Annotated in this window: 26 protein-coding genes; 18 read left to right on the forward strand and 8 right to left on the reverse strand. The window is 71.2% G+C overall.

Going from position 1 to position 25,958, the window contains the following annotated elements; genetic code table 11:
- Window positions 1–9: 9 nt before the first annotated feature.
- Window positions 10–861, forward strand: coding sequence for a substrate-binding periplasmic protein (locus E5N76_RS12825; protein WP_149537703.1), 852 nt, complete (start codon window positions 10–12; stop codon window positions 859–861).
- A 679-nt stretch (window positions 862–1,540) separates the two neighbouring features.
- Window positions 1,541–2,284, forward strand: a complete 744-nt coding sequence (locus E5N76_RS12830) for a GNAT family N-acetyltransferase (protein ID WP_149537704.1) — start codon at window positions 1,541–1,543, stop codon at window positions 2,282–2,284.
- A 76-nt stretch (window positions 2,285–2,360) separates the two neighbouring features.
- Here the strand turns inward: E5N76_RS12830 and E5N76_RS12835 are convergent, their stop codons facing one another.
- The 3 genes from E5N76_RS12835 to E5N76_RS12845 are packed head-to-tail and all read right to left on the reverse strand — an operon-like array spanning window position 2,361 to window position 4,830.
- Window positions 2,361–3,272: a LysR family transcriptional regulator gene (locus E5N76_RS12835; protein ID WP_149537705.1), complete on the reverse strand. Its 912-nt coding sequence runs from the start codon at window positions 3,270–3,272 to the stop codon at window positions 2,361–2,363.
- A 58-nt stretch (window positions 3,273–3,330) separates the two neighbouring features.
- Complete coding sequence (locus E5N76_RS12840) at window positions 3,331–4,299, reverse strand: quinone oxidoreductase family protein (RefSeq protein WP_149537706.1); 969 nt, start codon at window positions 4,297–4,299, stop codon at window positions 3,331–3,333.
- 12 nt (window positions 4,300–4,311) lie between these two features.
- A complete protein-coding gene (locus E5N76_RS12845; RefSeq protein WP_149537707.1) occupies window positions 4,312–4,830 on the reverse strand; it encodes a methylated-DNA--[protein]-cysteine S-methyltransferase in 519 nt (172 codons plus the stop codon).
- Window positions 4,831–4,954: 124 nt separating this feature from the next.
- Between E5N76_RS12845 and E5N76_RS12850 the strand changes: the two genes are divergently transcribed.
- The 3 genes from E5N76_RS12850 to E5N76_RS12860 are packed head-to-tail and all read left to right on the forward strand — an operon-like array spanning window position 4,955 to window position 7,276.
- Window positions 4,955–5,323: a (2Fe-2S) ferredoxin domain-containing protein gene (locus E5N76_RS12850; protein ID WP_149537708.1), complete on the forward strand. Its 369-nt coding sequence runs from the start codon at window positions 4,955–4,957 to the stop codon at window positions 5,321–5,323.
- Window positions 5,323–6,639, forward strand: coding sequence for a tRNA uridine-5-carboxymethylaminomethyl(34) synthesis GTPase MnmE (mnmE, locus tag E5N76_RS12855; RefSeq protein ID WP_457852677.1), 1,317 nt, complete (start codon window positions 5,323–5,325; stop codon window positions 6,637–6,639). Before E5N76_RS12850 ends, mnmE begins: the two co-directional genes overlap by 1 nt.
- A 4-nt stretch (window positions 6,640–6,643) precedes the next feature.
- Complete coding sequence (locus tag E5N76_RS12860) at window positions 6,644–7,276, forward strand: hypothetical protein (protein WP_149537710.1); 633 nt, start codon at window positions 6,644–6,646, stop codon at window positions 7,274–7,276.
- Between the two features lie 214 nt (window positions 7,277–7,490).
- On the opposite strand, the gene E5N76_RS12865 is transcribed toward E5N76_RS12860, so the two are convergent.
- On the reverse strand, window positions 7,491–8,375 hold the full coding sequence (locus tag E5N76_RS12865) for an SMP-30/gluconolactonase/LRE family protein (RefSeq protein ID WP_149537711.1): 885 nt from the start codon (window positions 8,373–8,375) through the stop codon (window positions 7,491–7,493).
- A gap of 137 nt (window positions 8,376–8,512) precedes the next feature.
- Between E5N76_RS12865 and E5N76_RS12870 the strand changes: the two genes are divergently transcribed.
- The 3 genes from E5N76_RS12870 (at window position 8,513) to E5N76_RS12880 (ending at window position 11,747) form a co-directional block, all read left to right on the forward strand.
- Complete coding sequence (locus tag E5N76_RS12870; protein ID WP_149537712.1) at window positions 8,513–9,943, forward strand: NAD(P)-binding domain-containing protein; 1,431 nt, start codon at window positions 8,513–8,515, stop codon at window positions 9,941–9,943.
- Between the two features lie 172 nt (window positions 9,944–10,115).
- Window positions 10,116–10,988, forward strand: coding sequence for a DMT family transporter (locus E5N76_RS12875; RefSeq protein WP_149537713.1), 873 nt, complete (start codon window positions 10,116–10,118; stop codon window positions 10,986–10,988).
- Window positions 10,989–11,075: 87 nt separating this feature from the next.
- Window positions 11,076–11,747 (forward strand): class I SAM-dependent methyltransferase, encoded by a 672-nt coding sequence (locus E5N76_RS12880; protein ID WP_235907696.1) that lies wholly within the window; start codon window positions 11,076–11,078, stop codon window positions 11,745–11,747.
- On the opposite strand, the gene E5N76_RS12885 is transcribed toward E5N76_RS12880, so the two are convergent.
- Both E5N76_RS12885 and E5N76_RS12890 read right to left on the reverse strand, forming a co-directional pair.
- Window positions 11,710–12,333 (reverse strand): transglycosylase SLT domain-containing protein, encoded by a 624-nt coding sequence (locus E5N76_RS12885; RefSeq protein ID WP_187830138.1) that lies wholly within the window; start codon window positions 12,331–12,333, stop codon window positions 11,710–11,712. The two genes, E5N76_RS12880 and E5N76_RS12885, sit on opposite strands and share 38 nt — an antisense overlap.
- A 143-nt stretch (window positions 12,334–12,476) precedes the next feature.
- The gene (locus E5N76_RS12890) at window positions 12,477–13,802 is read right to left on the reverse strand and encodes an Nramp family divalent metal transporter (protein WP_149537715.1); all 1,326 of its coding nucleotides are present in this window, start codon (window positions 13,800–13,802) and stop codon (window positions 12,477–12,479) included.
- Between the two features lie 195 nt (window positions 13,803–13,997).
- On the opposite strand from E5N76_RS12890, the gene E5N76_RS12895 reads away from it, so the two are divergent.
- The 10 genes from E5N76_RS12895 to E5N76_RS12935 all read left to right on the forward strand — a co-directional run bounded on the left by E5N76_RS12895 (window position 13,998) and on the right by E5N76_RS12935 (window position 23,323).
- Window positions 13,998–14,339: a metalloregulator ArsR/SmtB family transcription factor gene (locus E5N76_RS12895; RefSeq protein ID WP_328593059.1), complete on the forward strand. Its 342-nt coding sequence runs from the start codon at window positions 13,998–14,000 to the stop codon at window positions 14,337–14,339.
- A 219-nt stretch (window positions 14,340–14,558) separates the two neighbouring features.
- Window positions 14,559–15,497: a cytochrome c oxidase subunit II gene (gene coxB / locus E5N76_RS12900; RefSeq protein ID WP_149537716.1), complete on the forward strand. Its 939-nt coding sequence runs from the start codon at window positions 14,559–14,561 to the stop codon at window positions 15,495–15,497.
- 4 nt (window positions 15,498–15,501) lie between these two features.
- Window positions 15,502–17,106, forward strand: coding sequence for a cytochrome c oxidase subunit I (gene ctaD / locus E5N76_RS12905; protein WP_149537717.1), 1,605 nt, complete (start codon window positions 15,502–15,504; stop codon window positions 17,104–17,106).
- Window positions 17,107–17,406: 300 nt separating this feature from the next.
- A complete protein-coding gene (locus tag E5N76_RS12910; protein WP_149537718.1) occupies window positions 17,407–18,333 on the forward strand; it encodes a heme o synthase in 927 nt (308 codons plus the stop codon).
- Entirely contained in the window at window positions 18,330–18,458 is a 129-nt protein-coding gene (locus E5N76_RS31025; protein WP_268921305.1) for a hypothetical protein, read from the forward strand. Before E5N76_RS12910 ends, E5N76_RS31025 begins: the two co-directional genes overlap by 4 nt.
- Window positions 18,459–18,572: 114 nt before the next feature.
- Window positions 18,573–19,175 carry a cytochrome c oxidase assembly protein gene (locus tag E5N76_RS12915; RefSeq protein WP_149537719.1) on the forward strand — a complete coding sequence of 201 codons (603 nt, stop codon included), beginning with the start codon at window positions 18,573–18,575 and terminating at the stop codon, window positions 19,173–19,175.
- 492 nt (window positions 19,176–19,667) lie between these two features.
- On the forward strand, window positions 19,668–20,516 hold the full coding sequence (locus E5N76_RS12920; RefSeq protein WP_149537720.1) for a cytochrome c oxidase subunit 3: 849 nt from the start codon (window positions 19,668–19,670) through the stop codon (window positions 20,514–20,516).
- A gap of 4 nt (window positions 20,517–20,520) precedes the next feature.
- A complete protein-coding gene (locus E5N76_RS12925) occupies window positions 20,521–20,871 on the forward strand; it encodes a DUF983 domain-containing protein (protein ID WP_149537721.1) in 351 nt (116 codons plus the stop codon).
- 10 nt (window positions 20,872–20,881) lie between these two features.
- A complete protein-coding gene (locus E5N76_RS12930) occupies window positions 20,882–21,607 on the forward strand; it encodes an SURF1 family protein (protein ID WP_149537722.1) in 726 nt (241 codons plus the stop codon).
- 234 nt (window positions 21,608–21,841) lie between these two features.
- On the forward strand, window positions 21,842–23,323 hold the full coding sequence (locus E5N76_RS12935) for a carboxypeptidase M32 (RefSeq protein WP_149537723.1): 1,482 nt from the start codon (window positions 21,842–21,844) through the stop codon (window positions 23,321–23,323).
- A gap of 94 nt (window positions 23,324–23,417) precedes the next feature.
- Here the strand turns inward: E5N76_RS12935 and E5N76_RS12940 are convergent, their stop codons facing one another.
- Window positions 23,418–24,038 (reverse strand): DUF938 domain-containing protein, encoded by a 621-nt coding sequence (locus tag E5N76_RS12940; RefSeq protein ID WP_149537724.1) that lies wholly within the window; start codon window positions 24,036–24,038, stop codon window positions 23,418–23,420.
- A 219-nt stretch (window positions 24,039–24,257) separates the two neighbouring features.
- Entirely contained in the window at window positions 24,258–25,781 is a 1,524-nt protein-coding gene (locus E5N76_RS12945) for an FAD-dependent monooxygenase (RefSeq protein ID WP_149537725.1), read from the reverse strand.
- Window positions 25,782–25,958: the final 177 nt, after the last annotated feature.

A 25,958-nucleotide genomic window follows, 5' to 3' on the forward strand; every position in this document is an offset into this window, starting at 1 on the left:
GAGCAGAGCATGACCGATTTCGCGATGGGCCGCCGCGCCGGGCTGGCCGGGCTTGGTATGGCGGGGGCGCTGGTCGGCAGCGCCGCGGCGCAGACCGCCGCCGGTGGGGTGATGGAAAAGATCATCCGGGAGAAGCAGTTCAAGATCGGCTTCATTCCCTCCCCGCCCTCGGTGGTGAAGGATCCGGCGAGCGGCCAGCTCAAGGGCTTCGTCATTGACGGGGTGAAGTTCATCTGCCAGGCCATCAATGTGGAGCCGGTCTTCGTCGAGACGACCTGGGCGAATTTCACCTCCGGCCTCAATTCCGGCCAGTTCGATCTCTCCGTCGCCGGCACCTTCGCCACCATCCTGCGCGCCAGCGCGGTGCAATTCACCCGGCCGATCTGGTATCTGGGCTACAGCGCCGTGGCGAAGCGCGGCGACACGCGCTTCAGCAAGCCCGCGGACCTGAACCGCGAGGGGATCAGGATCGCCCTCGTCCAGGGCGGCGCCAGCGTGGAATACGCCAAGGAGAATTGGCCGAAGGCGCAGCACATCCTGTTGGCCACCGGCAACCTCACCGCGCCCTTCGTGGAAGTGGCCGCCGGCCGCGCCGATGTCGGCGTGGAGGATGCCTGGCAGGCGCGGCGCTTCGCCGCGGCGCAGCCCGCGGTGGTCGATCTCTTCGGCAGCGCGCCCTACAACGTCTTGCCGATCAACTGGGCCATCAAGCGCGGCAACCAGGATCTGGTGGAGTTCATGAACATCGCCATCGATTTCCTGCTGACCACGGGGCGGTGGGAGAAGATGGCGGAACCCTATGGCGCCACCGGCCGGTTCTGGGCGAAGCCGGCGCTGGTGCCCTTCGGTCCGGAGGCCTGACGGGCGGCACGAGCCGGGGTGATCGCCCGGCGCGCATGCGCTGAAGCGCAGGTAACGCGAGGGGCAGGAGGGTGAGGTGCGGGCCAGGGCACCGCGCCCTGGGGTGCGGCCATAGGCGGGTGAAACGCCAGCCATGCGTCGCGGCAATAATGCCGGCAGACCGGTTCGCTGACCGGGCCGAGGAAAGGCGCTAGAGCGGGATCGGTTGAGCTGCGCTCACCCGCCCCGCTCTAGCTCATTGTTCGGTCGCGTGATTCACGGTTCCGGTCGATTCGACCTCAACCGATCCCGCTCTAGAACGGGTCGCCGATCGGGGCCGCTGGCATAAGCCCGCGCTTCTGTCTGGCGGGCCGGGGTCCAGGGCGGTTTCACCGCGCCTGCGCTCGGCGAACCCGCTCCAGCCCTTTGTCTGGTCGCATTTTCCGAGGCGTCCGGCGAGTCCGCCGGACTTGAGAATGCTCAAGTGTCCCGATTCCGCAGCCCTGCGGACTTCGTTCTCGGGCTACTGGCTTTTGTTTTCAGTGGCCTGCTTGTCCGCTGCGTCCGCTGGAAATCCAGCGAACTTCGCGGGCAGGACGACACTAGCCGTGACGCGGCGTGGCTCCTATGACCCTGGCTCCGGCCGCGCCCGTGGCGACCGTCTTCGGTCGTCCGGCCTCGCAGCCCGGCCGAGGGTCCGATGGGTCACGACATCCTGGCGCTGGAGCGCTTCTGCCTCACCGCCCTGCCGGCGCCGCGCCAGGCATTCATCGGTCCCTTCGTGGTGAAAGGGTTTTTGGGCGGCACCGGGCGGGGCAATGCCGCCAGCTCGCTGGACCCGGCGCCGTTGGCCGATCTGCCGGGGGTGGTGGCGCGGGTGGAAGCCTGCTTCGCGGGCATGGGGCTGCGGCCGCGCTTCCGCTCGACGCCGCTGGACCCGGTGGGGCTGGGCCCGTTCCTGCAGGCGCGTGGCTATGCGGAGCAGGATGAGAGCCTGGTGATGGTCGGCCCTCTGACGCCGGTCGCGGCGCCGGATGCGGCGGTGCGCGACGAGGGCGGGCCGAGCGCGGCCTGGATGGCGCTGGTGGCGACGGCCGAATACCAGGTGCCGGCCCGACAGGCGGAGAAGCTGCGCAATCCGGAGCTGTTGGCCACCCCCGGCGCCTGGCTGGTGTTGCGGGAGCAGGGCGTGGATGCCGCCTGTCTCTTTGCCGTGGCGGAAGGCCCGTTCTGCGGCTTCTTCGATCTGGCGACCCGGCCGGAATTCCGTCGCCGCGGCCTGGCAGCAAGGCTGATCCGTGCCGCTGCGCATTGGGCCGGGGCGCGCGGCGCATCGGTGCTGACGGCCCAGGTGGCGGCGACGAATGCGCCCTCGATCGCGCTGCAGGAAAGCTTGGGCCTGCGCGAAGCCTATTGCTACCGTTATTGGCTGGCGCCGGCCTGACTCAGGGCCGGGTCCGGGGGGAAGCTCTTCCCCCCCCCGGTGGGGGTGCAGGAGGCAGCGCCCCCTGCCATGGACGCTACCGCGCCCGCAGCCTGGGATCCTCCGCCGCCTTCTTCACCAGCACGTCCAGCACCGCTCTCACCCGTCGCGGCATGGCCCGCGTCGAGGGCCACGCCACATGCACGTCATGCGGCTCGCTCCGCCAGCCCGGCAGCACCGGCACGATCGCGCCCGCTTCCACATGCGGCGTGGCGGACCAGGGCGTGAGCAGGGAGATGCCGAAGCCGTCCCGCGTCGCCCTGATCAGGCTGACGAGGTTGTCCGCCCGGAAGCGGCTCGGCGTGTTCACCATCGCCGCTTCCCCGCTCGGCCCTTCAAGTTGGACCTCCTCCCACGGCCTGCCGCCGACCAGCAGGGAGCAGAAGCTGTGCCCCGCCAGCGCCTCCGGCGTTTCCGGCCTGCCTGCCCGGGCGAGGTACTCCGGCGCGGCGTAGAAGGCGAAGTCCAGCCGCCCGATCTTCCGGGCGATCAGCGTCTGGTGCTTCAGCTCGCCGAAGCGGATGGCGAGGTCGATGCCCTGCTCCACCAGGTCGATGATGTTGGGGCTGAGATGCGCTTCCAGCACCAGGTTGGGATTGGCCAGCAGGAAGTCGCTCAGCCAGGGCATCACCACCGCGTCGAAGAAGGCGCCGATGCAGGTGAGGCGGACGGTGCCGCTGAGGCCGGATTGCGCGCCGCGGACGCTGGCCTCCGCCTCGTCCAGCGCATCGATGATGCGCACCGCCTCGGCATGGAAGGCGGCGCCGGCATCGGTGACGGCGAGGCCGCGGGGAGAGCGGAGCAGCAGCGGCACGCCGAGGCGCTGCTCCAGCTCGGCGACCAGGCGGGAGACGGAGGGCTGGGAGAGATTCAGGTCGCGGGCGGCCCGGGTGATGTTCCCGGTTTCCACCACGCGGCGGAAGACCATGAGCTGCTGCAGCCTGTCCATCAGCCGGAAATTTTCCGGCAGGAACGGTTCATGGTCCCGGCGGCCATCGTCGTCGGAATTACGGCATCAGCACCGTGCTGCCGGTGGTCTTCCGGCCTTCCAGGGCGATATGCGCCTGGGCGGCATCCTTCAGTGACACCTGTTGGTTCACCGCGATCTTCACCGCGCCGGACTTCACCGCGGCGAAGAGATCGGCGGCGGTGGCCACCAGATCCTCCCGCTTCGCGGTGTAGGTGTTGAGCGTCGGGCGGGTGACGTAAAGCGAGCCCTTGGCCGCCAGCACGCCGAGATCGGTGGTGACGGGGCCGGAGGCATTGCCGTAGCTGATCATCAGCCCGAAGGGGCGCAGGCAGTCGAGCGAGGTGAGGAAGGTGTCGCGGCCGACGCTGTCATAGACCACGGGCAGCATGGCGCCGCTGGTGATCTCCTTCACCCGGGCCGGGATGTTCTCGCTGGTCAGCAGGGCGTGGTCGGCGCCGAGCGACCTGACGAGCGCCGCCTTCTCCGGCGTCGAGACCACGCCGATGACGGTGGCGCCGAGATGCTTCGCCCATTGCACCAGGATGGAGCCGACGCCGCCGGCCGCGGCATGCACCAGGATGGCGTCGCCCTTTTTCACCGGGTAGGTGCGCTTCACCAGGAACTGCGCGGTCATGCCCTGCAGCATCATGGCAGCGGCCTGGGTGAAGTCGATGCCCTCCGGCACCTTCACCACCTTGTCGGCGGGCAGCGCGCGCGCCTCGGCATAGGCGCCGAGCGCGCCGGCATAGGCGACGCGGTCGCCCACCTTCAGCTCCGTCACGCCGTCGCCCACGGCCTCCACCGTGCCGGCCCCCTCCATGCCGATCGTCACCGGCATGGAGGGCGCCTTGTAGAGGCCGGTGCGGAAATAGACGTCGATGTAATTCAGCCCGACCGCGCCGTGGCGCACCAGTACCTCGCCGGGCTTGGGGTGGGGCAGCGGCACCTCCTCCCACACCAGCTTGTCGGGACCGCCGTGCTCATGGACGCGGATGGCGTGGTTCATCGGGGGGTTCCTTCAATGGCCCTCGGCCGCTGGCGTGGGGCTGCGGCCGAACAGGGGCAATGGGTCGGCGTTGTGTTGCGAAACGGCCCGGGCTTCAAGGGCCAGCAGGAAGCGCTTGGTGGACAGCCCCTCGCCGCCGGAATAGCCGCCGATGGTGCCGTCATTGGCGATGACGCGATGGCAGGGGATGAGGATGGGGATGGGATTCGCGCCATTGGCCTGGCCGATGGCGCGGGGCGCGCGGCAGCCCACTTCCCGCGCGATGTCGAGATAGGAACGGGTCTGCCCGGCCGGGATGCGCGTCAGCGCCGCCCAGACCTTGCGGCGAAACTCGGTGCCCTCCGGCGCCAGCTTCAGGTCGAAGCCGGTGCGGAGGCCGTCGAAATAGTCCTGGAGCTGGTCGGCAGCCCGCTGCAGCAGCGGCGTGACCTCGCCTTTCGGGGCCCGCCCCCAATCGAGCGCGACGATGCTGCCTTCCGCCTCGAAGACGGTAAGTTCGCCGAGCGGGGTATGGAGCGAGATATGCGGCATCCGGCGGTCGATGCCACACCGCCCTGGGGCGGGCGTCAAGCGCCGGGTTCCGGCCCTGGCCGGGGCGGGGGGGCGAAGCTACATCTCCGGCAGCAGGCCGGATGCCGGCCGAGGGGAGAGACAGATGCCCGACGCCGCCCGCCCTGGCGACCCGCCGCCGTATTTCCGCGCCCATGTCTTCGTCTGCTGCAACCGGCGGCAGGAGGGGCATCCGCGCGGCTCCTGCGCCGCCCGCGGCAGCGAGAAGCTGAAGGACTACATGAAGGCCAGGGCGAAAGAGCTTGGGCTGAAGGATGTGCGGGTGAACCAGGCGGGGTGCCTCGATCGCTGCGAATTCGGTCCGACCCTGGTGATCTACCCCGAGGGCATCTGGTACCGGCCGCAGACTCCGGCGGATATCGACGAAATTCTGACGGCGCATCTGATGGAAGGCGGGCGGGTGCCGCGGCTGATGCTGACCGAAAAGGACGTGCCGCCGCCGAAGCAGAAGTGATCCAGCATCCGCCCATTTTCGCCCTGGCCTCCGGCGCCGGGCGGGCGGCGGTGGCGGTGCTGCGGCTGTCCGGTGCCGGCAGCGACGAGATTGCAGCGGCGTTGGCGGGGCGGCTGCCGGTGCCGCGGCGGGCCAGCTTGCGGAAGCTGCGCCACCCGGGGACGGGCGAATTGCTCGACGAGGCGCTGCTGCTCTGGTTCCCCGGCCCCGCCAGCTATACCGGCGAGGACAGCGCGGAGCTGCATCTGCATGGCGGCCCGGCGGTGGTGGCGGGCGTCGCCGACGCGCTGGTCGCCGCCGGCGCCCGGCCGGCCGAACCGGGGGAGTTCACCCGCCGCGCCTTCCTGAACGGCCGGTTGGATCTGACGGCGGCGGAGGGCATCGCCGACCTCATCGCCGCCGAGACGGCGGCCCAGCGGCGCCAGGCGCTGCGCCAGGCGGGGGGCGCGCTGGCGGCGCTCTATGGCGGCTGGGCGCGAAGGCTGACCGCGCTGCTGGCGCGGCAGGAGGCCTTCATCGAATTCGAGGATGAGGACCTGCCCGCCGAGCTGGACGACGAAGTGGCGCGGGATGCGGCGACGCTGCGGGCGGAGATGGCGGCGCATCTGGCCGATGGCGGGCGGGGGGAGAGGCTGCGGGAGGGGCTGGTGGTCGCCATCCTCGGCGCGCCGAATGCCGGGAAATCCTCGCTGCTGAACGCGCTGGCGGGGCGGGAGGCGGCGATCGTCTCCGCCCGCGCCGGCACGACGCGGGATGTGGTGGAGGTGCGGCTGGACCTGGGCGGGGTGCCGGTGACGCTGGCCGATACCGCCGGGCTGCGCGAGGCGGCGGACGAGATCGAGGCCGAGGGGGTGCGGCGGGCGCGGCGGCGGGCGGAGGAGGCCGATCTGGTGCTGGCCGTCTTCGCCGTGGACCGGGCGCCGGATGCCGAGACGCTGGGCTGGGTGCGCCCCGGCACGCTGGTGCTGGCGAACAAGCTGGATTTGGCGCCGGCCCCGGCGGAGATTGGCGGGGTAGCGCCGCTGGCGGTTTCCGCCCGGACCGGGGCGGGGCTGGCGGCGCTGCGGGAAAGGCTGGAAGCGGCGGCGGCCGAACTGGCCGGCACCGGCGACTCGGCATTGCTGACCCGCCCGCGGCACCGGGCGGCGCTGGAGGAGGCGGCCGGATGGCTGGCGGAACTGGCCTCGGCGCCGCTGCCGGAGCTGCGGGCGGAGGCGCTGCGGGCGGCGCTCAGGGCGCTGGGCCGCATCACCGGCCAGGTGGGGGTGGAGGCGGTGCTGGACGCCGTCTTCGGCGAATTCTGCATCGGGAAATGACGCCATGGCGATGAGCGCCGAGGAGATCCGCGAAACCTATGCGCGCTGCGCCGCCGCCCGGCAGCGGCTGCAGGAGCTGGCGGTGCGCGCCACGCCGCGGGAGAAGATCCGGGAACAGATCCAGCGCCTGGGGCTGAGCCTGGACGAGGAGATGGGCCAGAATTCCGCGGAGGAGCTGGCCTATGCCTTCGACCTGGCGATCTACACCGCGCCACCCGGGCGAAGCCGGGCCATCGACCGGGTGGCGAGGCAGCATGCGCGGCTGCCGGGCGAGGCGGCGCTGGTGCTGAACGCGCTGACCCGGTCCTGGCTCTCCATCTTCCGCGTGCTGGACCGGCACCCGGAAGAAGGGCTGGTGCTGGAGGATGCGCTGCTGGGCGGGGAAATCTGGTTGGTGGACCAGAATCTGGCGGAGACGGCGCCGCCCGGCACGGTGCTGGCCAGCCGGGTGGGGCGGGTGCTGGGCTTCGCCATCACCACCGGGGTGGTGGCGCTGCTGGATGAGGGCATGCTGGCCGCCATGCTGGGCACGCTGCGCCAAGGCGGGGTGGAGGGCGCGGCCTTGGCGGAGGATCCGCGCTTTGCCCGGGCGATGTGGCAGCGGGCGCTGGGGTTCCATGTGGATCAGGGGTGGTGATGATGGGGGCTCCGCCCCCATGTCCCCGCCAGGGGCTCTGCCCCTGGACCCCGCCGGGGCCAGGACCTGGCCGCGGACCCCGGTCTGAGTTTCAGACCCGACGGTTCAACCCGCCGACTCCCCACCGGGGTCCGGGGAGGGGATTCCGGCAATCCCCGGCGGGGGTGCAGGGGCAGCGCCCCCCGCCGGGGGGGCCAGGGGGCGCTGCCCCCATTCACCCCGGAATCTCCGCCGCCAGCACCGTCCCCGACTGGCTCTCGGTAATCAGCAGCGTCCGGCCATCCGGCGCGAAGCAGCAATTGGTCGGCGCCCGGCCGAAGGCGGTGCAGTCCAGCCGGAACAGCGCCACGCCATGCGGGTCCACCCCCCAGACCTGGCCATGGCCGGGATTGGCGACGAACAGCCGGTCCGCCGCATCCACCGCCATGCCGTCCGGGCCGCTGGTGCCGGCGGGCACGCGGAAGAAGCAATTCGCCTTGCCCACCACCGCATCCGGCCGCAGGGCGAAGCGCCAGACCTCACAGCTTCGCGTCATCGCCACATAGCAATGCGTGCCGGCGGCGTTCAGGGCGACGCCGTTGGGGCTCGGCCCGTTCGCGAGCAGCCGGTCGATCCGGCCACCGACGCCCAGCCGGTACACCCGGCCGGAAGGGTCCTGCAGCCCGGTCTGGCCCTGGTCGGTGAAGAGGATGTTCCCCGCCGCGTCCAGCACCAGGTCGTTCAGCCCGCGGAAGCCCTCGGAGAGCAGATTCTCCAGCAGCGGGGCGATGGCGCCGGTGGCGGGGTCCAGACTCAGCAGCCCGTGGCGGTAATCGGTGATCAGCAGCTCGCCCTCGCGGGCGGCGAGGCCGTTCGGCCAGCCATCATATTCCGCGACCTTCTCCCAGGCCTCGCCCGCGACGCGGAACACCCGGCCATTCGGGATGTCGCTGACGAAGAAATTGCCGGCGGCGTCGAAGCAGGGGCCTTCCAGGAAGCTGTCGATCGGCGCGCCGGCGCGGTTGGCATCCGACCACGGGGTCCGGCGCGGCTGGCGCAGGCCAGCGGGCAGGGCGGAGAAGCGGCGAACCGGCAGTTCGCGGGGCGGGGGCGGCCACATGCGCCACAGCCTGCTCCCGTCGGCGCCTGGCGGGAAGGGGCCATGCGCGCCGCGCCCCTGGCCATCCCCTTCCGCGCATCGCGGCCTCCACAAGCTGCGCCACTCCCCCTTATGCTGCGATGCAGCAGGAGTGAAACATGCCCGCCCCGAAAACGCTCGCCGAGCTGGAACAGGATGTCCGCCGCGACCTGGCGCTGACCGCCCACCCCAGCGCGCCCTGGCTGGTGCCGAAGACCAGCGGCGGCAAGCCCGTGCTGGACTGCCTCGTCATCGGTGCCGGGCAGTGCGGTCTGGCCGTCGCGCATGCGCTGCAGCGGGACCGGGTGGACAATCTCCTGGTGGTGGACCGCGCCCCCTACGGCAAGGAAGGGCCCTGGGTCACCTATGCGCGGATGCGCACCCTGCGCTCCTGGAAGACGCAGATCGGGCCAGACCTCAAGCTGCCCTCCCTCTGCTACCAGGCCTGGCACGAGGCGCAGTTCGGCGCCGACCACTTCGACCGCATGACCTGGATTCCGAAGGAATTGTGGCAGGACTACCTGCTGTGGTTCCGCCGCATTACCGGGGTGAAGGTGCGGAACGGCGTGGCGGCGGGCGCCATCACCCCTTCGCGGACGGATGACGGGCTGCCCTGCCTCCGCGTCGAGACCTCCGACGGCCCCATGCTGGCGCGCAAGGTGGTGCTGGCGACGGGGCAGGAGGGCGTCGGCTTCTGGTGGATGCCGGAGTTCGTCGCCGCCCTGCCGCGCCACCTGCGGGCGCATGCGGCGGAGGAGATCGACTTCGCCGCGCTGCGGGGCAAGCGCGTGGCGGTGCTCGGCGCCGGCGCCTCGGCCTTCGACAATGCGGCGATGGCGCTGGAGGCCGGCGCCGCCGATGTCCAGCTTTTCTGCCGCCGGGCGGAGCCGATGGTGATCCAGCCCTATCGCTGGCTGACCTTCGCCGGCTTCCTGAAGCACATGCACCAGATGCCGGATGCATGGCGCTGGCGCTTCATGGCGAAGGTGCTGGGGCTGCGGGAGGGCTTTCCGCAGGACACCTACAGCCGCGTCACCCGCTTCCCGAATTTCCTGATGCGCATCGGCCAGCCCTGGACCGCCGCCCGGGCGGAGGGCGCGGAGGCGGTGGTGACAACGCCGAAGGGCGAGCATCGCGCCGATTTCCTCATCTGCGGCACCGGCGTGCGCATGGACCCGAGCGCGGTGCCGGAGCTGGCCGCCTGCGCCGGCAACATTGCGCAGTGGCACGACCGCTACACCCCGCCGGCGGCGGAGGCGGATGAGCGTCTGGGCTGCTTCCCCTACCTCGCCGCCGATAGCAGTTTCGAGGAGAAGCGGCCCGGCGAGACACCCTGGATCCGCGACATCCATCTCTTCGGCATCGGCACCTCCATGAGTTTCGGCCCGGCCGGCAGTTCGATCAACGCGCTCAGCATTGCCGCGCCGCGGGTGGCGGCCGGGGTGACGCGCGGGTTGTTCGAGGCCGATCTGCCCCGCTTGTGGGACAGCCTGCTGGCCTATGACGTGAAGCAGGTGGAGCTCGACCCCGCCCGGCTCGCGGCGGAGTAGCCGGGACAGCCGGGTTTCGACTCGGACCGGGGTCCGGGGGGTGGTCCACCCCCCGGCGGAGGTGCAGGAGGCAGCGCCTCCTGCCGGGCCCGGGGCGGCGTCCCGCCTACCCACTTGCCCCCAAGGTTTCGCCCGCCATTATGCCCCCCATGCCCCATTTTTCGACCGGCCGGTGAACGGCCGGCTTGCCGGCGTGGCGCTGATCGTGGCGGCGCTCGCGACCTTCACCTGCATGGACACGCTCATCAAGCTGCTCACGGCCCGCTTTGCCGTGCCGCAGCTCATGTGGGCGCGCTTCCTGTTCAGCCTGCTTTCGGTTGCCGTGATGTTCCAGGTCACCATGGGGCGCCTGCCCTGGCGCAGCCGCGCGCCGCTGCTGCAGGGCACGCGCAGCCTGTTGCTGGCCGGCGCCAATTGGCTGTTCTCCAGCGCCCTCGCCCATATCCCGCTGGCCGATGCCACCGCCATCGGCTTCGCCTCCCCCTTGCTCACCGTGGCGCTGGCGGCGGTCTGGCTGCGGGAGAGGGTCTCGCCCCGCCGCTGGTGCGGCGTGCTGATCGGCTTGCTCGGGGTGATGGTGGCGCTGCGGCCGCCCTTCCTCACCGGCGGGGCATCGATGCATTGGGCGGTGCTCCTGCCGCTCGGCACCGCCGCGCTTTCCGCGGTGTACCAGATCCTCACCCGCAAGCTGGTGACGGTGGACGACCCGCGCACCACCATCCTCTACACCGGCTTCGCCGCCACCATCGCCACCAGCCTGGTGCAGCCTCTGGTCTGGACCTGGCCGGGCGCCTGGGACTGGCCGCTGCTGGTGGCGCTCGGCCTGCTGGGGGCCCTGGGGCATGGGCTGCTGGTGCTGGCCTATGCCCGGGCGCCCGTCAGCCTGCTCGCCCCGCTCTCCTATACCCAGCTCATCTGGGCAACCCTGGCCAGCATTGCGGTGTTTGCCGATTGGCCGGATATCTGGACCCTGGTCGGTGCGCTGGTCATCGCCGGGGGCGGGGTGCTGGTGGCGTTGCCGGATCGCCGTCCGGCCACGAACTGAAACCCCGCTTGCGTCAGAGTCCCGCTTGGTCTAGCGAAGCTTTCAAGAATTCCGGGGAGAGGGGTCATTTCCCACGCAAGGCTCCAGGTGGCTGAGCGCAAGCTGATCGCGCATGCCGGCCACCCTCGCGCAGCGCTCGATACCGAGGCGGTGCGCGAGGCCTATCGCCGTTGGGCCGGCGTTTATGACAGCGTCTTCGGTGGGGTTTCCGGCGCTGGCCGCCGCCGGGCCGTCGCCGCGGTGAACCGGCTGCCCGGCCGTCGCGTGCTGGAGGTGGGCGTCGGCACCGGCCTCGCCCTGCCGCTTTACGACCCGCGCAAGCGCGTGGTCGGCATCGATCTCTCCCGCGACATGCTGGCCAAGGCCCGCGACCGGGTGCAGCAGGAGAAGCTGCGCAACGTCGAGGGGCTGGTGGAGATGGATGCCGAAGCCATGGCCTTCGCCGATGGCAGCTTCGACATCGCCGTGGCCATGTTCACCGCGACGGTGGTGCCGGATGCCCGCCGCCTGTTCCGCGAGATGCGCCGGGTGGTGCGGCCGGGGGGCGAGCTGCTCTTCGTGAACCATTTCGCCGCCGAGGGCGGGCTGCGCTGGTGGGCGGAACGGACCCTGGCGCCGCTCTCCCGCGTGCTGGGCTGGCACCCGGATTTCGCCCTGGGCGACCTGCTGGACGACCCCCGCCAGGCGGCGGAGATCGAGCCCTGCCAGCCCTTCGGCCTGTTCACCCTGGTGCGCGTGCCGAATCTGGCCTTCGCCTGACCTCGCAGGCCAAATGGGGGCGCGGCGCCCCGCGGCGGAAGACCAGCACCGGCTGCCGCCCGGCGGCGCAAAGGCCCCGGGCGGCGCGCAGCGGCACGCTGCCCCCCTGGCCCCAGGCCGCCGCCAGCCGCGCCATCGCCACCCGGCTCTGATAGGCGGCGCCGCGGGCGTCCTCGGACGAATGGTACTGGGCGATGGCGCTGCCCCAATTGCCGGTGCGGGCGTAGAGCTCCTTCAGGAAGCGAATCGCATAGGCGACGTTCCGCGCGGGGTCGAAGCCGTCCTCCGGGCGGGGGAAGGCGTCGGGGTGGTGCAGCAGATTGACCTGCATGCAGCCGACATCGACGGAGCGACGGCCGGCTTCCAATAGGGCGCGGAGCTCGGCCTCGGCGGCGGCGCGGCTGGGGGCGAAGCCAGGCTCGCCGCCGGCATTCCAGGACCAGGGCCAGGGGGCGATGCGGCCGGTGGCGGGGTCGTGGCGGCCGGTCTCGACCATGGCGATCGCCAGCAACAGGCCACGGGGGAGGCCGGAAGCCGGCTCGGCCGCCGCGATGGCCTGGCGGCACAGGCCCCAATCCTGGGCCACGGCAGGGGAAAACCATAGGAGAAACAAAAGAAAGACGGGGGCTCTGCCGCCAAGCCCCCGCCGGGGATTGCCGGCATCGCCGGCAATCCCCTCCCCGGACCCCGGTCCGAATCTGCCAATTCCGACAGCCCGCAGCAGAAGCCTCAACCGGCTACGGCGTCCCAGAGGAGCTTGGCGTTCATCACCAGAATCACGGCCGTGGCCGCCCAGCCCAGCACCAGCTGCCAGCGCGGGGCGGCCAATTCGCCCAGGCGCCGGCGGTCGCTGGCGAACAGCATCAAAGGCACCACGGCGAAAGGGAGCTGCAAACACAACACCACCTGGGAAAACACCAGCAACTCCGCGGTGCCGGACGGGCCCCAGAAGGCGGTGACGACCACCGCCGGGACGATCGCCACCAGCCGCGTCACCAGCCGCCGCACCACGGGGGGCAAGCGTAACCCCAGGAACCCCTCCATCACCACCTGGCCGGCCATGGTCGCCGTCACCGTCGCATTCACCCCGCAAAGCAGCAGCGCCACGGCGAACAGCGTGGCGGCGGCGGCGGTGCCGACCATGGGGGCCAGCAGCGCATGGGCTTCCTGGATCTCCGCCACCTCCGTCCGCCCGCCGGCATGGAAGACGGCGGCCGAGGTGATGAGAATGGCCGAGTTCACCAGCAGCGCCAGGCACAGCGCCGCCGTGCTGTCGATGCTGGCGAAGCGGATCGCTTCCCGCTTCGCCAGCACCCCGACCCCGACGGCGCGGGACTGCACCACGGCGGTGTGCAGGTAGAGATTATGCGGCATCACCGTGGCACCGAGGATGCCGATGGCGATGTAGAGCTGCTGCTGCTCCGTCAGGATGGAGAGCGACGGCAGATAGCCCCGCAGCACCGCCCCCCATTCCGGCTGCGCCAGCGCGAGCTGCGCCGCGAAGCAGCCGAAGATCAGGAAGATCAGCCCGGCCACCAGTGCTTCCAGCCAGCGCACGCCGCGATGCTGCAGCCAGAGGATCAGCAGCGCATCCAGCGCCGTCAGCACCACGCCGAGCAGCAGCGGAATGCCGAAGAGCAGCTCCAGCGCGATGGCGGTGCCGATCAGCTCCGCCAGGTCCGTGGCGCAGATCGCCACCTCCGCCAGCGCCCACAGCCCGAGATTGACCGGCCGCGGAAAGCGGTCCCGGCAGAGCTGCGCCAGATCCCGCCCCGTGGCGATGCCGATCCGGGCGCAGAGCGCCTGCAGCAGCATGGCCATCAGCGAGGAGGCCAGCGCGACGGTCAGCAGCGTGTAGCCGAAGGCCGAGCCACCGGCGAGGGCGGTCGCCCAATTGCCAGGGTCCATGTAGCCGACGGCCACCAGATAGCCGGGGCCGATGAAGGTCAGCAGCCGGCGCAGCCAGCCGCCGGCATGCGGCACGCCGACGCTGCGATGGATCTCCGGCAGGCTGACGCCGGGCTCCGCCGTCGCGGAATGCGGCCGCGTCAGCATGGCCGGCGCCCCGCGGCGGAACAGGCGATGCGTGAACAGGTCTTCAACTGTTCAGTTGTTCCTGATTTTTCAAGCGGTTAGAGTTGCATCTGCAGGTGCGGCCGCTGGCGTCTTCTGTCAAGACTTCGCCTGCAAGCCTTCGCTTGCCGGCCCTCGCTTGCCCTGGCGCGGCAAGGGCGCGAGTGTAACGGCCGGGTGAAGCGAGGCGATATGCGCGGGCTGGAGCGGATCGGCGACGACCAGGTCGTGGAGCTGGCGGAGATGTTCCGCCTGATGAGCGACCCGACGCGGCTGCGAATCATTCTTGCCTGCCTCGACGCGCCGGCGGCGGTGGGGGAGATGGCGGAGCGGCTCGGCATCTCCGCCTCCCTCGTCTCCCACCATCTGCGGCTGCTGCGCGCGGCGCGGCTGCTGCAGGCGGACCGCCGCGGCCGCCAGGTCTTCTATGCAGTGCAGGACGAGCATATCCGGTCCATGCTGTCGGACATGGTGGACCATGTCGCCGAGGTGGATGCGGAAGCCGAGGGCGGCGGCTGAGCCGCCGCCGCGGCGCATCCGCCGCACGGCCATGTAACCCGGCGCCGGTGCCGCCCAGCCTACCTTGTGAGGCTGCGAAGGCCCGACTATGGTCCGCCTGCATCGCTCCCCCCCTGCGTCGTCAGGGGGCGCGGCGCGCCGTCCGGCCCGCCTCGCGGCAGCCGGCGGCTGTGAAGGCATCAGGGCGGCGCGCGCCGGCGCGTCCGGGCAGGATACGGGATGCAGCTTGTCATCGGGCGTTGGCTCAGCTTGCGTTGGTTCGGCAGGGCGTTGGGGCTGGCGGCCGCCACCCTGATGGGCATCGGTCAGGCGGCGGCCCAGGGGGCAGCGGCGCCGGGAGCAGCAGCTCAGGGGACGACGGAGCAGGCGGTGGGCGCCCCGCACCGCTGGGGCATCAACCTCCAGGAGGCCTTCGGGCCGGTGAAGGAGGCGATCCACGACTTCAACACCCTGGTGCTGTGGATCATCATCCTCATCAGCATCTTCGTCACAGCGCTGCTCGCCTATGCGGTGTGGCGGTTCCGCGAGAGCGCCAACCCCACCCCCTCCCGCACCAGCCATAACACGCTGCTGGAAGTGGCCTGGACGGTGGTGCCGGTGCTGATCCTCATCATCATCGCCATCCCCTCCTTCCGGCTGATCTACTATGAGGACCGGGCGCGCGAGGCGGATCTGACGATCAATGTCCAGGGCCGGCAGTGGTACTGGCACTACGCCTACCCGGACAATGGCGGCCTGGCCTTCGACAGCCGCCCGATCCCGACCGAGGAGCTGCAGCCCGGCCAGCTCCGCAACCTGACGGTGGATGAGCCGCTGGTGATCCCGGTCGGTGCCAATGTGCGGGTGCTGACGACGGGGCAGGACGTGATCCACAGCTTCTTCGTCCCCTCCCTCGGCGTGCAGAAATACACCATCCCCGGCCGGACGCTGGAGACCTGGTTCCGCGCCGACCGCGCCGGCACCTTCTACGGCCAGTGCAACCAGATCTGCGGCACCAACCACTGGTTCATGCCGATCCAGGTCCGCGCCGTCCCCCAGGCCGAATTCCAGGCCTGGCTGGAGGAGGCGAAGAAGAAATACGCGGCAGCCACCCCCGCGGCACCGGATGCGGCGCCGCAACTGGCTGCCCTGGCAACGACCGAGACGAGGCGGGACTGATCCCATGGCAAGCGCGACCGAGCACGAGGCCCATGGCCACGGCGAGCATCACGACCATGCGCCGGGCTTCTTTGTCCGCTGGTTCTTCAGCACGAACCACAAGGATATCGGCACCCTCTACCTGATCTTCTCGGTCTTCGCCGGGCTGGTCGGCTACCTGCTCTCCCTGCTGATGCGCATGGAGCTGCAGAGCCCCGGCCTGCAGATCTTCGCCGATGGCCAGGTGTGGAATGCCGTGGTCAGCGCCCACGGCATCATCATGGTGTTCTTCGTGGTCATGCCGGCGCTGATCGGCGGGTTCGGCAATTGGTTCGTGCCGATCATGATCGGCGCGCCGGACATGGCCTTCCCGCGCATGAACAACATCAGCTTCTGGCTGCTGGTGCCGGCCTTCATGCTGGGCGTCGCCAGCCTCTTCATCGGTGAGGGCGCGGGCGCGGGCTGGACGATCTATACCCCGCTCTCGGACATCGCCTACCACCCCGGCATCTCGATGGACCTGGCGCTGTTCGCGCTGCACCTCGCCGGTGCCTCCTCCATCATGGGCGCGGCCAATTTCATCACCACCATCTTCAACATGCGCGCCCCGGGCATGACGCTGCACAAGATGCCGCTCTTCGTCTGGGCGATGCTGGTGACCGCCTTCCTGCTGCTGCTGGCCGTCCCGGTGCTGGCCGGCGCCATCACCATGCTGATCACCGACCGGAACTTCGGCACCGCCTTCTTCAAGCCGGAGGGCGGCGGCGACCCGGTGCTGTTCCAGCACCTGTTCTGGTTCTTCGGCCATCCCGAAGTCTACATCATGATCCTGCCGGGCTTCGGCATCATCAGCCACATCGTCTCCACCTTCAGCCGCAAGCCGGTCTTCGGCTACCTGGGCATGGCCTACGCCATGGTGGCGATCGGCGTGGTCGGCTTCGTCGTCTGGGCCCACCACATGTTCACCTCGGGCATCGACGTGGACACGCGGGCCTACTTCATGGCCGCGACCATGGTCATCGCGGTGCCGACGGGCATCAAGATCTTCTCCTGGATCGCCACCATGTGGGGCGGCTCCATCCAGCTGAAGGTGCCGATGCTCTGGGCCATCGGCTTCATCTTCCTCTTCACCATCGGCGGCGTCACCGGCGTGAAGCTGGCCAATGCCGGCGTCGATGTGGTGCTGCACAACACCTATTACGTCGTGGCGCACTTCCACTACGTGCTGTCGCTCGGCGCCGTCTTCTCCATCTTCGCCGGCTTCTACTACTGGATCGGGAAGATGAGCGGGAAGCAGTACCCGGAGTTCTGGGGGAAGGTGCATTTCTGGCTGCTGTTCATCGGCGCCAACCTGATCTTCTTCCCGCAGCACTTCCTGGGCGCGCAGGGCATGCCCCGCCGCTACCCGGACTATCCGGACGCCTTCACCCCGTGGAACGCCCTCTCCTCCATCGGGGCCTATCTCGCCGGCCTCTCGCTGCTCGTCTTCTTCTATGTCTGCTGGAGGACCTTCACCTCCAAGGAGCATGTGGCGGACAATTACTGGGGCGAGGGTGCGACGACGCTGGAATGGCAGGTCAGCTCCCCGCCGCCCTTCCACACCTTTGAGGAATTGCCGCGGGTTCGGTGAACCGCCGGGGTTCGGAGCTGCCCCGGGTTGGTTGGGCCCGCTGGGGTTCGGAGCTTTCGCGGGTTGGTTGAATCCGCCGAGGCTCGAAACTGCCGCGGGTCCGCTGGACCCGCCCAGGGGCCGGGGCCGGGGCCGCCGCCGCTTCGCCGGCCTCGTTCGCCCCTTGCCGCCGCGGGGTCGGTGACCTCGGGCGGCACGGATTGCCGCGGACGCGCCGCGCGCCCCGGCTATTGGAACCGCTTCCGGAACGCCGCGCCGCCCGGTGTGGCGTTTCCTGCTGCAAGGCCGTAAACCCCCGCCATGTCAGACGCAGCCGCCGCCACGCCGATCGAGCCCGACCTCTCCGAGGTCTCCGACTGGGTCGCCCTGCTGAAGCCGCGGGTCGTCTCCCTGGTGGTGCTGACCGGCATCTGCGGCCTGCTGCTGGCGCCCGGGCATCTGCCCGTCGCGCTGGCCATCGCCGCCATGCTCTGCATCGGCCTCGGCGCCGGCGCCGCGGGCGCCATCAACATGTGGTACGACCGGGACATCGATGCGGTGATGCGCCGCACCCAGTCCCGGCCCATCCCCGCCGGGCGCATCGCCCCGGGCGGCGCGCTGGCCTTCGGCGTCGGCCTCGCCGCCGCCTCGGTCGGCATCATGGGGCTGGCGACCAATTGGGTGGCGGCCGCCACGCTCGGCACCTCCATCCTCTTCTACGTCTTCATCTACACCATCTGGCTGAAGCGGCGGACGCCGCAGAACATCGTCATCGGCGGCGCCGCCGGCGCCTTCCCGCCGGTGGTTGGCTGGGCGGCGGTGACCGGGGAGGTGAGCCTCTACCCGGTCGTCCTCTTCGCCATCATCTTCTTCTGGACGCCGCCGCATTTCTGGTCGCTCAGCCTCTACGCCCATGCGGATTACGCCCGCGCCGGCGTGCCGATGCTGCCGGTGAGCCGCGGCGCGCGGGAGACGCGGCGGCAGGTGCTGCTCTACACCCTGCTGCTGCTGCCCATCTCCCTGCTGCCGGTCCTGCTCGGCCATGCCGGGCGCTTCTATGCCGGGGCGGCGCTGCTGCTCGGCGGCGGCTTCGTCTACCATGCCGTCCGCGTCTGGCGGGACCGCCAGGATGCCGAGGGCCGCAGCCTGACCGGCGATGCGCCGGCACGGCGGGCCTTCCGCTATTCGCTGGCCTATCTGGCCCTACTCTTCCTTGCCCTTGTCCTCGATGCGCTGGTGCTGCGGTGACGCCGGAGGAAAGGGCCGAATTCTACCGCCGCCGGCGGCAGAAGAATTGGGCGGTGCTCGGCGCCCTGCTGGCCCTGGTCGTGCTGTTCTTCTTCATCAGCGCGGCCCGGGTGCTGCGGGGCTGACGGGGGCCGCCACCAGCCCGGGACGGGCGCCCGTCCGCCCCGGCGCATCGTTCGGTCGCGTGGGTCACGCTTTTCGGTGATCGCATTCCGGCGGTCACGCTCCAGGTGAGGCGCATGATGGATTCCGCCAAGCTCCGCCGCCGCAATCGCCTGATGGGGGTCGGCGTCGCCGGCTTCGTCGCCGGCATGGTCGGCCTCTCCTTCGCATCCGTGCCGCTCTACCGCATCTTCTGCCAGGTCACGGGCTATAACGGCACCGTCCAGGTCGGCGGCCCGGCGGCGCCGGGGGCGGCGGAGCAGGTGGTGACCATCCGCTTCAACGCCAACACCCAGCCCAACCTGCCCTGGCGCTTCGCCCCCATGCAGAACGCCACCTCCCTGCGGGTGGGGGAGGAGGGGGTGGCCTTCTACCAGGCGGCCAACCAGTCCCGGCAGCCGGTGACCGGCGTCGCCACCTACAACGTCACGCCGGAGGTGGTGGGGAAGTATTTCCACAAGACCGCCTGCTTCTGCTTCAACGAGCAGACCCTGGCGCCGGGGCAGGAGGTGGACATGCCCATCTCCTTCTGGGTGGACCCGAAGATGGCCGAGGACCCGAATACGCGGGACATCCGCACCATCACCATCAGCTACACCTTCTTCCGCAGCCTGGACGATGCGGAGCGTAGCGGGGCCCTGGCCAATGCCGGGCCGCATGTCGGGCCGGCGACGCCTTGAGAGGGGCGTCGCGCCGTAAGGCGCGCCTTACGGCGCGACCCCTCTCGCACTCTCCCCGCCAGGGGCCGAAGGGCCCTTGGAACCCTAGAGCGTGATCGGTTGAGGTCGAATCGACCGAAACCGTGAATCACGAGACCGAACAACGAGCTAGAGCGGGGCGGGTGAGCGCAGCTCAACCGATCCCGCTCTAGAGCAGATCGCCGGAGGGCGGCATCGCCCGGAGGCGTGAATCTGCTCTACAATCCATAAGCCAGGGCGGTTTCGCGCTGCACAATCAGCGTGAAACCGCTCTAGAGTTTGGCGTCTTGACCGTCTCGTCCGGATCCACGGTTTCCAAAGCCCCTTCGGCCTTTGGCGGAGCAGAGCCCGAGAGGGGCTGAGCCCCCTCCCGAACACCGGAATTCCCCACCCCCGCCCTTGATCCCTGCCCGGTTTTGGGGATTGATGCGGCACACTGCGCCGGGACACCGGCTCACCCTGTCAGGACGCGCGATGGCCAGCACCACGGATATGGCGACGGCGGAACCCGCCCCGCTGCACAAGCACCCCTATCACCTGGTCGATCCCTCGCCCTGGCCGCTCATCGGCTCCTTCTCCGGCGGCGCGCTGGTCCTCGGCATCATCCTGCTGGCGCATTACGGCATCCATTGGATGCTCTGGCTCGGCATCATCGGCGTCGCCGCCACCATGTTCTTCTGGTGGCGGGACGTGATCCGGGAAGCCCATACCCCCGGCATGCACACGCCGATCGTCCGCATCGGCCTGCGCTACGGCATGACGCTCTTCATCGCCTCCGAGGTGATGTTCTTCGTTGCCTTCTTCTGGGCCTATTTCCATTTCGCCCTCTATCCGGCGCATGTCTCGGGCGCCGAGGTGGCGGTCTGGCCGCCGAAGGGCATCCTCACCTTCGATCCCTTCGGCCTGCCCTTCCTCAACACCATGATCCTCCTGCTCTCCGGCTGCACCGTCACCTGGGCGCATCACGGGCTGTTGCATGGCGACCGGAAGACGCTGATCCAGGGCCTGGCGCTGACCGTGGTGCTCGGCGCCAGCTTCACCTTCTTCCAGGCCGTGGAGTACATGGAGGCGCCGTTCAAGTTCACCGGCGGCGTCTATCCCTCCACCTTCTTCCTCGCCACCGGCTTCCACGGCTTCCATGTGCTGGTCGGCACCACCTTCCTGCTGGTCTGCCTGATCCGCGCCATGAAGGGGCATTTCACGCCGGAGCGGCATTTCGGCTTCGAGGCGGCGGCCTGGTACTGGCATTTCGTGGACGTGGTGTGGCTGTTCCTCTTCGTCTGCATCTACTGGTGGGGCGCCGGCGAGATCGCCGAGCACTGAGATGATGGCGGCTGGGCCGGCACCGCTGGTGCCGGCGGCCCTGCTGGGCCGCTGCCCGCGCTGCGGGCGCGGCCCGCTTTTCATCCGGGTGCTGGAGGTGCGGGAGGAATGCCCGGTCTGCGGCCTGGATCTCCGGGCGCATGATGCGGGGGACGGGCCGGCCGTCGCCGGCATCTTCCTGGTCGGCGCCATTGCGGTGATCGCCGCCCTGATCGTCGATACGAAATTCGGCCCGCCGCTCTGGGTGCATGCCGTACTGTGGCCGGTGGTGGTGCTGCCGCTGACGGTGGGGGTGATGCGGGTGGCGAAGGCGGCGCTGCTGGGGCTGAATTACCGTCACCGGCAGGGGGTGTGAGGCGCGGACCATGGCAGGGCGCGGGCGGGGAGGCGGGCGAGGCTGGCTGCTGCCGCTCTGTGCCCTGCCGGTGCTGGTGGCGCTGCTGGGCCTCGGCACCTGGCAGGTGCAGCGGCTGCACTGGAAGACCGACCTGCTGGCCCGGATCGCCGCCGCCGAGGCCGGCCCGGCCGTACCGCTGACCGGCACGCCGGAGCCCTATGCCAAGGTGGCCGCCACCGGCCGCTTCGACCATGGGCGGGAGGCGCTGCTGGGGGTGGAGCTGCGCGGCAACAGCCTCGGCGCCCATCTGCTGGTGCCGTTGCTGCGGGAAGGGGCGCCGCCCTTGCTGGTGGACCGTGGCTGGGTGCCGCTGGAGCGGGACCGGCCGATCGCCCGGCCGGAGGGCGAGGTGGCGGTCACCGGCTATGTCCGGGAGGCGGATGAGCGCGACTGGAACAGCCCGCGCGACGACCCGGCCGGCCGCCGCTTCTACCTCTTCGACCCGGCGGCGATCGGCCAGGCGCTGGACCTGCCGCCGCCTTCGCCCTTCGGCCTGGTGGCGCTGGCAGCGCCCGGCGCCGACCCCCGGGCGCTGCCGGTGGCGGCCAGCAGGCTGCCGCGGCCGACCAACCCGCATCTGGGCTATGCCGTCACCTGGTATGGGCTGGCGGCGGCGCTGGTGGCGGTGGTGGTGGCGGCGATGCGGCGGCGGCCGGATCCCGTGCCGCCGCCTCCGGATGAGGACGGCGTCTGAAGCGGGCGGGCGTCGTCTCTTCCACGAGGCGGCCCTCTGCGTCGGCATCGCGCGCCGGGCAGCGGGCGGGGACGGCCCGCCGCCATGTGGCCCTGAAGGACCGCGCTTCGCCCTGCGCGGCGGCGCCGCAACCTTGACACGCCGCAGGCCGCATGGCTGTCGCGACGGAAGCGCTCGGTGGCGCCGGGCGCGCGGATTGCACGCCCGGGCCGCAGGCCCTGAAGGAACCAACCCATGAACGCCGCCTATCAGCGCCTCGCCACCCGCTTTGCCCGCATCGCCGCGCTGGGCGAGGCCAGCGCCATGCTGCACTGGGACGCCAGCGCCATGATGCCCCCCGGCGGCGGCGCCGCCCGCGGCGAGCAGCTCGCCACCCTGGCCGGCCTGCAGCATGAATTGCTCACCGCGCCGGAGGTCGCCGAGGACCTCGCCGCCGCCGCGGCCGAGGGCGAATGGCCCGAAGCCAACCTCGCCCTGATGCGGCGCGAGCATCTCCGCGCCACCTGCCTGCCCACGGCGCTGGTGGAGGCCACCACCCGCGCCAACGCCGCCTGCGAGAAGGTGTGGCGGGAGGCCAAGGCCCGCGCCGATTTCGCCCTGGTCCGCCCCCACCTCACCGAGGTCGTCCGGCTGCAGCGGGAGACCGCCGCCGCACTTTCCGCCGCCCTCGGCCTCGCCCCCTATGATGCGCTGATGGATGGCTACCAGCCCGGCATCGCCGCCGCCGATGTGGAGCCGATCTTCGCCGCCTACCAAGCCTTCCTCGCCGAGGCCTTGCCCCAGGCCGAGGCCCGCGAGGCCGCCGCCCCCGCCCCCCTGCCGCTCACCGGCCCCTTCCCGGTGCCGCTGCAGCGGACGCTGTGCCGGGAGATGTCGGAGCGCGTCGGGCTGGACTACGCCCATGCCCGCCTCGACGAAAGCCTGCACCCCTTCTGCGGCGGCACCCCCACCGATGTCCGCATCACCACCTTCTATGCGGAGCAGGAGGTGGGGAAGGCGCTGCTCGGCGTGCTGCACGAGACCGGCCATGCGCTGTACGAGCGCGGCCTGCCGGAAGAATGGGCCCGCCAGCCGGTGGGCCAGGCCGCGGGGATGGCGGCGCATGAATCGCAGTCGCTCATCATCGAGATGCAGGCCTGCCGCTCGGACGCCTTCCTCGGCTTCCTCGGCCGCCGGCTGCAGGCGGTCTTCGGCGGCGACCCGGCGCGCTTCGCCCAGGCCAACCTCGCCCGCCACTGGCGCCGCGTGGCGCGCAGCCTCATCCGCGTCGATGCCGATGAGCTGACCTACCCCGCCCATGTCATCCTGCGCTTCCGGCTGGAACGCGCCATGATCGAGGGGCGGCTGGACGCCGCCGACCTGCCCGCCGCCTGGAACGAGGGGTTCCGCACCCTGCTCGGCATCGCGCCGCCGGATGACGCGCAGGGCTGCCTGCAGGACATCCACTGGCATGACGGCGCCTTCGGCTATTTCCCCAGCTACACCCTGGGCGCCATGGCGGCGGCGCAGTTGATGAAGGCGGCGCGGGCGGCGGTGCCGGGGCTGGAGGCGGCGATCGCCGAGGGCGATCTGCGTCCCCTGACCACCTGGCTGCGCGGGAAGGTGCACAGCCAGGGCTCCCGCCTCGGCTTCCAGGATCTGCTGCGGCATGCCACGGGCAAGCCGCTCGATCCGGAGGATTTCCTGGCGCATCTGCGGGCGCGCTACCTCGGCTGAGGCGGTGGCCGGGCGGCAGCAGCCCCGGCCACTGCTTCCCGCAGCTTCGGCGGTGACGTTCGCGGCGGGCGCGCCCTGCGGTGCCGCGCCCGCTTCAGGCCATGTGGCTGCGGCGGAAGAGGAGGGTCAGGTTGTTCGCCGGCATCTCCTCGATGAGCGGTGGCAGGAATCCCTGGGCGACCGCCTCGGCCGTCACGGCCTCCAGCTCCCTGACCCCCCATGCCGGGTTGCGCCGGCGCAGATCGGCGTCGAATGCCGCGTTGCTCGGCGCGGTATGGGTGCCCCGGCGGAACGGGCCGTAGAGCGCCAGCACCCCGCCCGGGCCCAGGCAGCTCCCCGCGCCCGCCATCAGCGCCGGCGTCGCTGCCCAGGGCGCGATGTGGATCATGTTGGCGCAGAACACCGCCTCGGCCCGGGCGACGGGCCAGGGCGTTTCCCGGACATCCAGCGCCAGGGCCGGGCGGAGATTGGGCAGGCCGGCCCGCCGCGCCCAGGCATCGATGCTGGCCCGGGCGCCGGCCTCCGGGTCACTGGGCTGGAAGACCAGGCCAGGCAGGGCGGCGGCGAAATGCATCGCATGCTCCCCGCTGCCGCTGGCGATCTCCAGCACCAGCCCCGCCTGCGGCAGGTGCCGGCGCAGCACCGCCAGGATGGCGTCTTGGTTGCGCAGCGCGGCGGGGGCGTGGCGGCGGGCATCCTCGGCGGGGGCGGGCATGGGGGTCTCCTCGGTGGGCCGGGGGAAGATTGGCGCCACGGGGCGAAGGGCCAGGGGCCGTCGGCAATTTCCCCGGCAATTCTCCGGCTACCGGCGCCTTTGCCTGGCTGGCCTGGCCGGCGCGCGGGCATCGCGCCGGGTGCGGGCGGCGGCGCGGCTGGGACCGTGCTGCGTGCTGCCGCCCCCGGCTGGCGGCACGGCCCCGGCACCCGTCCCACGCTACCCTGCCGCGCCGAAGCGCAGCCCGTGCCTCGCCGCATAGGCGCGCAGCCGGGCCGGGTCCTGCCCCGCCCAGGCGAGGCCGACATGCCCGTCCGGCCGCAGCAGGTAGGCGGCATCCCGCGCCAGCCCGGCCCGTCCGGCCGCCGCGCTCCAGGGGAAGGCATCGAGCTTCAGGCCGAGCTCCGCCGCCACCGCAACCAAAGGCGGCGCGGCCTCGCCATGGAGCTGCAGCCGCCAGCCCCGCCCATCCAGCGGGGCATGGCTGTCCCCGCCCGGCACCTCGAGGAAGGGCAGCCGCGCCCCGGCCGGCAGCGCCCCGGCCCTGCCCTCGCTGAGGGGGCTGTCCGGATAGGCGATGTGGATCTGCGAGACGGTGCGGAACAGCCGCCGCCGCACCGGCCCGATGCCGAGCAGCGGCGGCGCCAGGCGCGGCAGCACCAGGCTGCGCAGCAGCCGGCTGCCGAGGCCGGTGCCGACCATGGCGGTGAAGGCCCGGTCCGTGGTGGCGACCAGGCTCCGGGCGAAGCCGATCCGCTCCGGCTCGTAGCTGTCCAGCAGGCTTTCCGCCGCGCGGCCCCGCAGCACCTCCGCCAGCTTCCAGCCGAGATTCACCGCGTCGCCGATGCCGGTGTTCATCCCCTGGCCGCCGGCCGGGCTGTGGATATGGCCGGCATCCCCGGCGAGGAAGGCGCGGCCGCGCCGGAAGCCCGCCGCCACGCGGTGGTGCACGTGGTAGGTGGAGAACCAGTTCACCCGCGCCACCGAAATGCCGAGCATCGCCTCGGCCGTCGGGCGGATGGCCTCGAACTCCACCGCCTCCCGGTCGCCCAGCCCGGGCGGCAGGATGCCGATCACCCGCTGCATGCCGGTGCGCCGCACCGGGAAGAGCAGCGCCAGGCCCTGGGCGGCAAGGTTCGCCTCGATATCCGGGCGGGGCGGGCCGTCGATGGCGACATCCGCCACGTAGAAGCGCTGGGCATAGGTGCCGCCGGGAAAGCCGAGGCCGAGCGCCTGCCGCACCCGGCTATGGGCGCCGTCGCAGCCGCAGAGCCAGGCGGCGTCGCAGCTTTCCTCCCCGGCCGGCGTCGCCAGGGTCGCGCGGACCCCGTCCGGCCCCTTCGCCAGCGCCCGCAGCGCCACCCCCCATTCCACCCGGACGCCCAGCGCGACGAGCTGCCGCCCCAGCAGCGCCTCATGCTCGTCCTGCGGCAGGCTGAGGATGAAGGGGTAGCGGCTTTCGCCGGCGCCGAGCGCGCCGAGATCGAGCCGTGCCACCTCCCGCCCCGCCTCGCGCAGGCGCAGCGCCGCCATGGGGATGCCGGCCGCGACCACCCTCTCCGCGAAGCCGAATTGGCGGTAGAATTCCAGGGTGCGCGCATGCACCGCCATGGCGCGGGAGGCCTCGCCGGGCCCGGAGGCGCGGTCGATGATGCGGCAGGCAATGCCCCGCCGGGCGAGCTGGATGGCGAGCACCAGGCCGGTGGGACCGGCACCGACGATCAGGACCTGGGTCTGCGGCATGCGGCGCCTCCGGCGGGAGCTTGCGGGGTCAACCCACGGGTCGGGAACTCGGACTTCGGTCCGGGGGAGGAGTATCCTCCCCGGCGGGCCTCAGGGGCAGAACCCCCTGGCCTTCCCCTCGACGTCCCCGGGCAGGTGCCCGTGCCGCGCAGCATGCCGGCGGAAGGTGAATCCCGC

This window comes from Siccirubricoccus phaeus (assembly GCF_008360935.1).
GTDB lineage: Bacteria > Pseudomonadota > Alphaproteobacteria > Acetobacterales > Acetobacteraceae > Siccirubricoccus > Siccirubricoccus phaeus.

Coding starts and splice junctions, on each gene's coding strand:
- E5N76_RS12825 (WP_149537703.1), top strand. CDS start 10: ATGACCGATTTCGCGATGGGCCGCCGCGCCGGGCTGGCCGGGCTTGGT.
- E5N76_RS12830 (WP_149537704.1), top strand. CDS start 1,541: ATGGGTCACGACATCCTGGCGCTGGAGCGCTTCTGCCTCACCGCCCTG.
- E5N76_RS12835 (WP_149537705.1), bottom strand. CDS start 3,272: ATGGACAGGCTGCAGCAGCTCATGGTCTTCCGCCGCGTGGTGGAAACC.
- E5N76_RS12840 (WP_149537706.1), bottom strand. CDS start 4,299: ATGAACCACGCCATCCGCGTCCATGAGCACGGCGGTCCCGACAAGCTG.
- E5N76_RS12845 (WP_149537707.1), bottom strand. CDS start 4,830: ATGCCGCATATCTCGCTCCATACCCCGCTCGGCGAACTTACCGTCTTC.
- E5N76_RS12850 (WP_149537708.1), top strand. CDS start 4,955: ATGCCCGACGCCGCCCGCCCTGGCGACCCGCCGCCGTATTTCCGCGCC.
- E5N76_RS12860 (WP_149537710.1), top strand. CDS start 6,644: ATGGCGATGAGCGCCGAGGAGATCCGCGAAACCTATGCGCGCTGCGCC.
- E5N76_RS12865 (WP_149537711.1), bottom strand. CDS start 8,375: ATGTGGCCGCCCCCGCCCCGCGAACTGCCGGTTCGCCGCTTCTCCGCC.
- E5N76_RS12870 (WP_149537712.1), top strand. CDS start 8,513: ATGCCCGCCCCGAAAACGCTCGCCGAGCTGGAACAGGATGTCCGCCGC.
- E5N76_RS12890 (WP_149537715.1), bottom strand. CDS start 13,802: ATGCTGACGCGGCCGCATTCCGCGACGGCGGAGCCCGGCGTCAGCCTG.
- coxB (WP_149537716.1), top strand. CDS start 14,559: ATGCAGCTTGTCATCGGGCGTTGGCTCAGCTTGCGTTGGTTCGGCAGG.
- ctaD (WP_149537717.1), top strand. CDS start 15,502: ATGGCAAGCGCGACCGAGCACGAGGCCCATGGCCACGGCGAGCATCAC.
- E5N76_RS12910 (WP_149537718.1), top strand. CDS start 17,407: ATGTCAGACGCAGCCGCCGCCACGCCGATCGAGCCCGACCTCTCCGAG.
- E5N76_RS12915 (WP_149537719.1), top strand. CDS start 18,573: ATGATGGATTCCGCCAAGCTCCGCCGCCGCAATCGCCTGATGGGGGTC.
- E5N76_RS12920 (WP_149537720.1), top strand. CDS start 19,668: ATGGCCAGCACCACGGATATGGCGACGGCGGAACCCGCCCCGCTGCAC.
- E5N76_RS12925 (WP_149537721.1), top strand. CDS start 20,521: ATGGCGGCTGGGCCGGCACCGCTGGTGCCGGCGGCCCTGCTGGGCCGC.
- E5N76_RS12930 (WP_149537722.1), top strand. CDS start 20,882: ATGGCAGGGCGCGGGCGGGGAGGCGGGCGAGGCTGGCTGCTGCCGCTC.
- E5N76_RS12935 (WP_149537723.1), top strand. CDS start 21,842: ATGAACGCCGCCTATCAGCGCCTCGCCACCCGCTTTGCCCGCATCGCC.
- E5N76_RS12940 (WP_149537724.1), bottom strand. CDS start 24,038: ATGCCCGCCCCCGCCGAGGATGCCCGCCGCCACGCCCCCGCCGCGCTG.
- E5N76_RS12945 (WP_149537725.1), bottom strand. CDS start 25,781: ATGCCGCAGACCCAGGTCCTGATCGTCGGTGCCGGTCCCACCGGCCTG.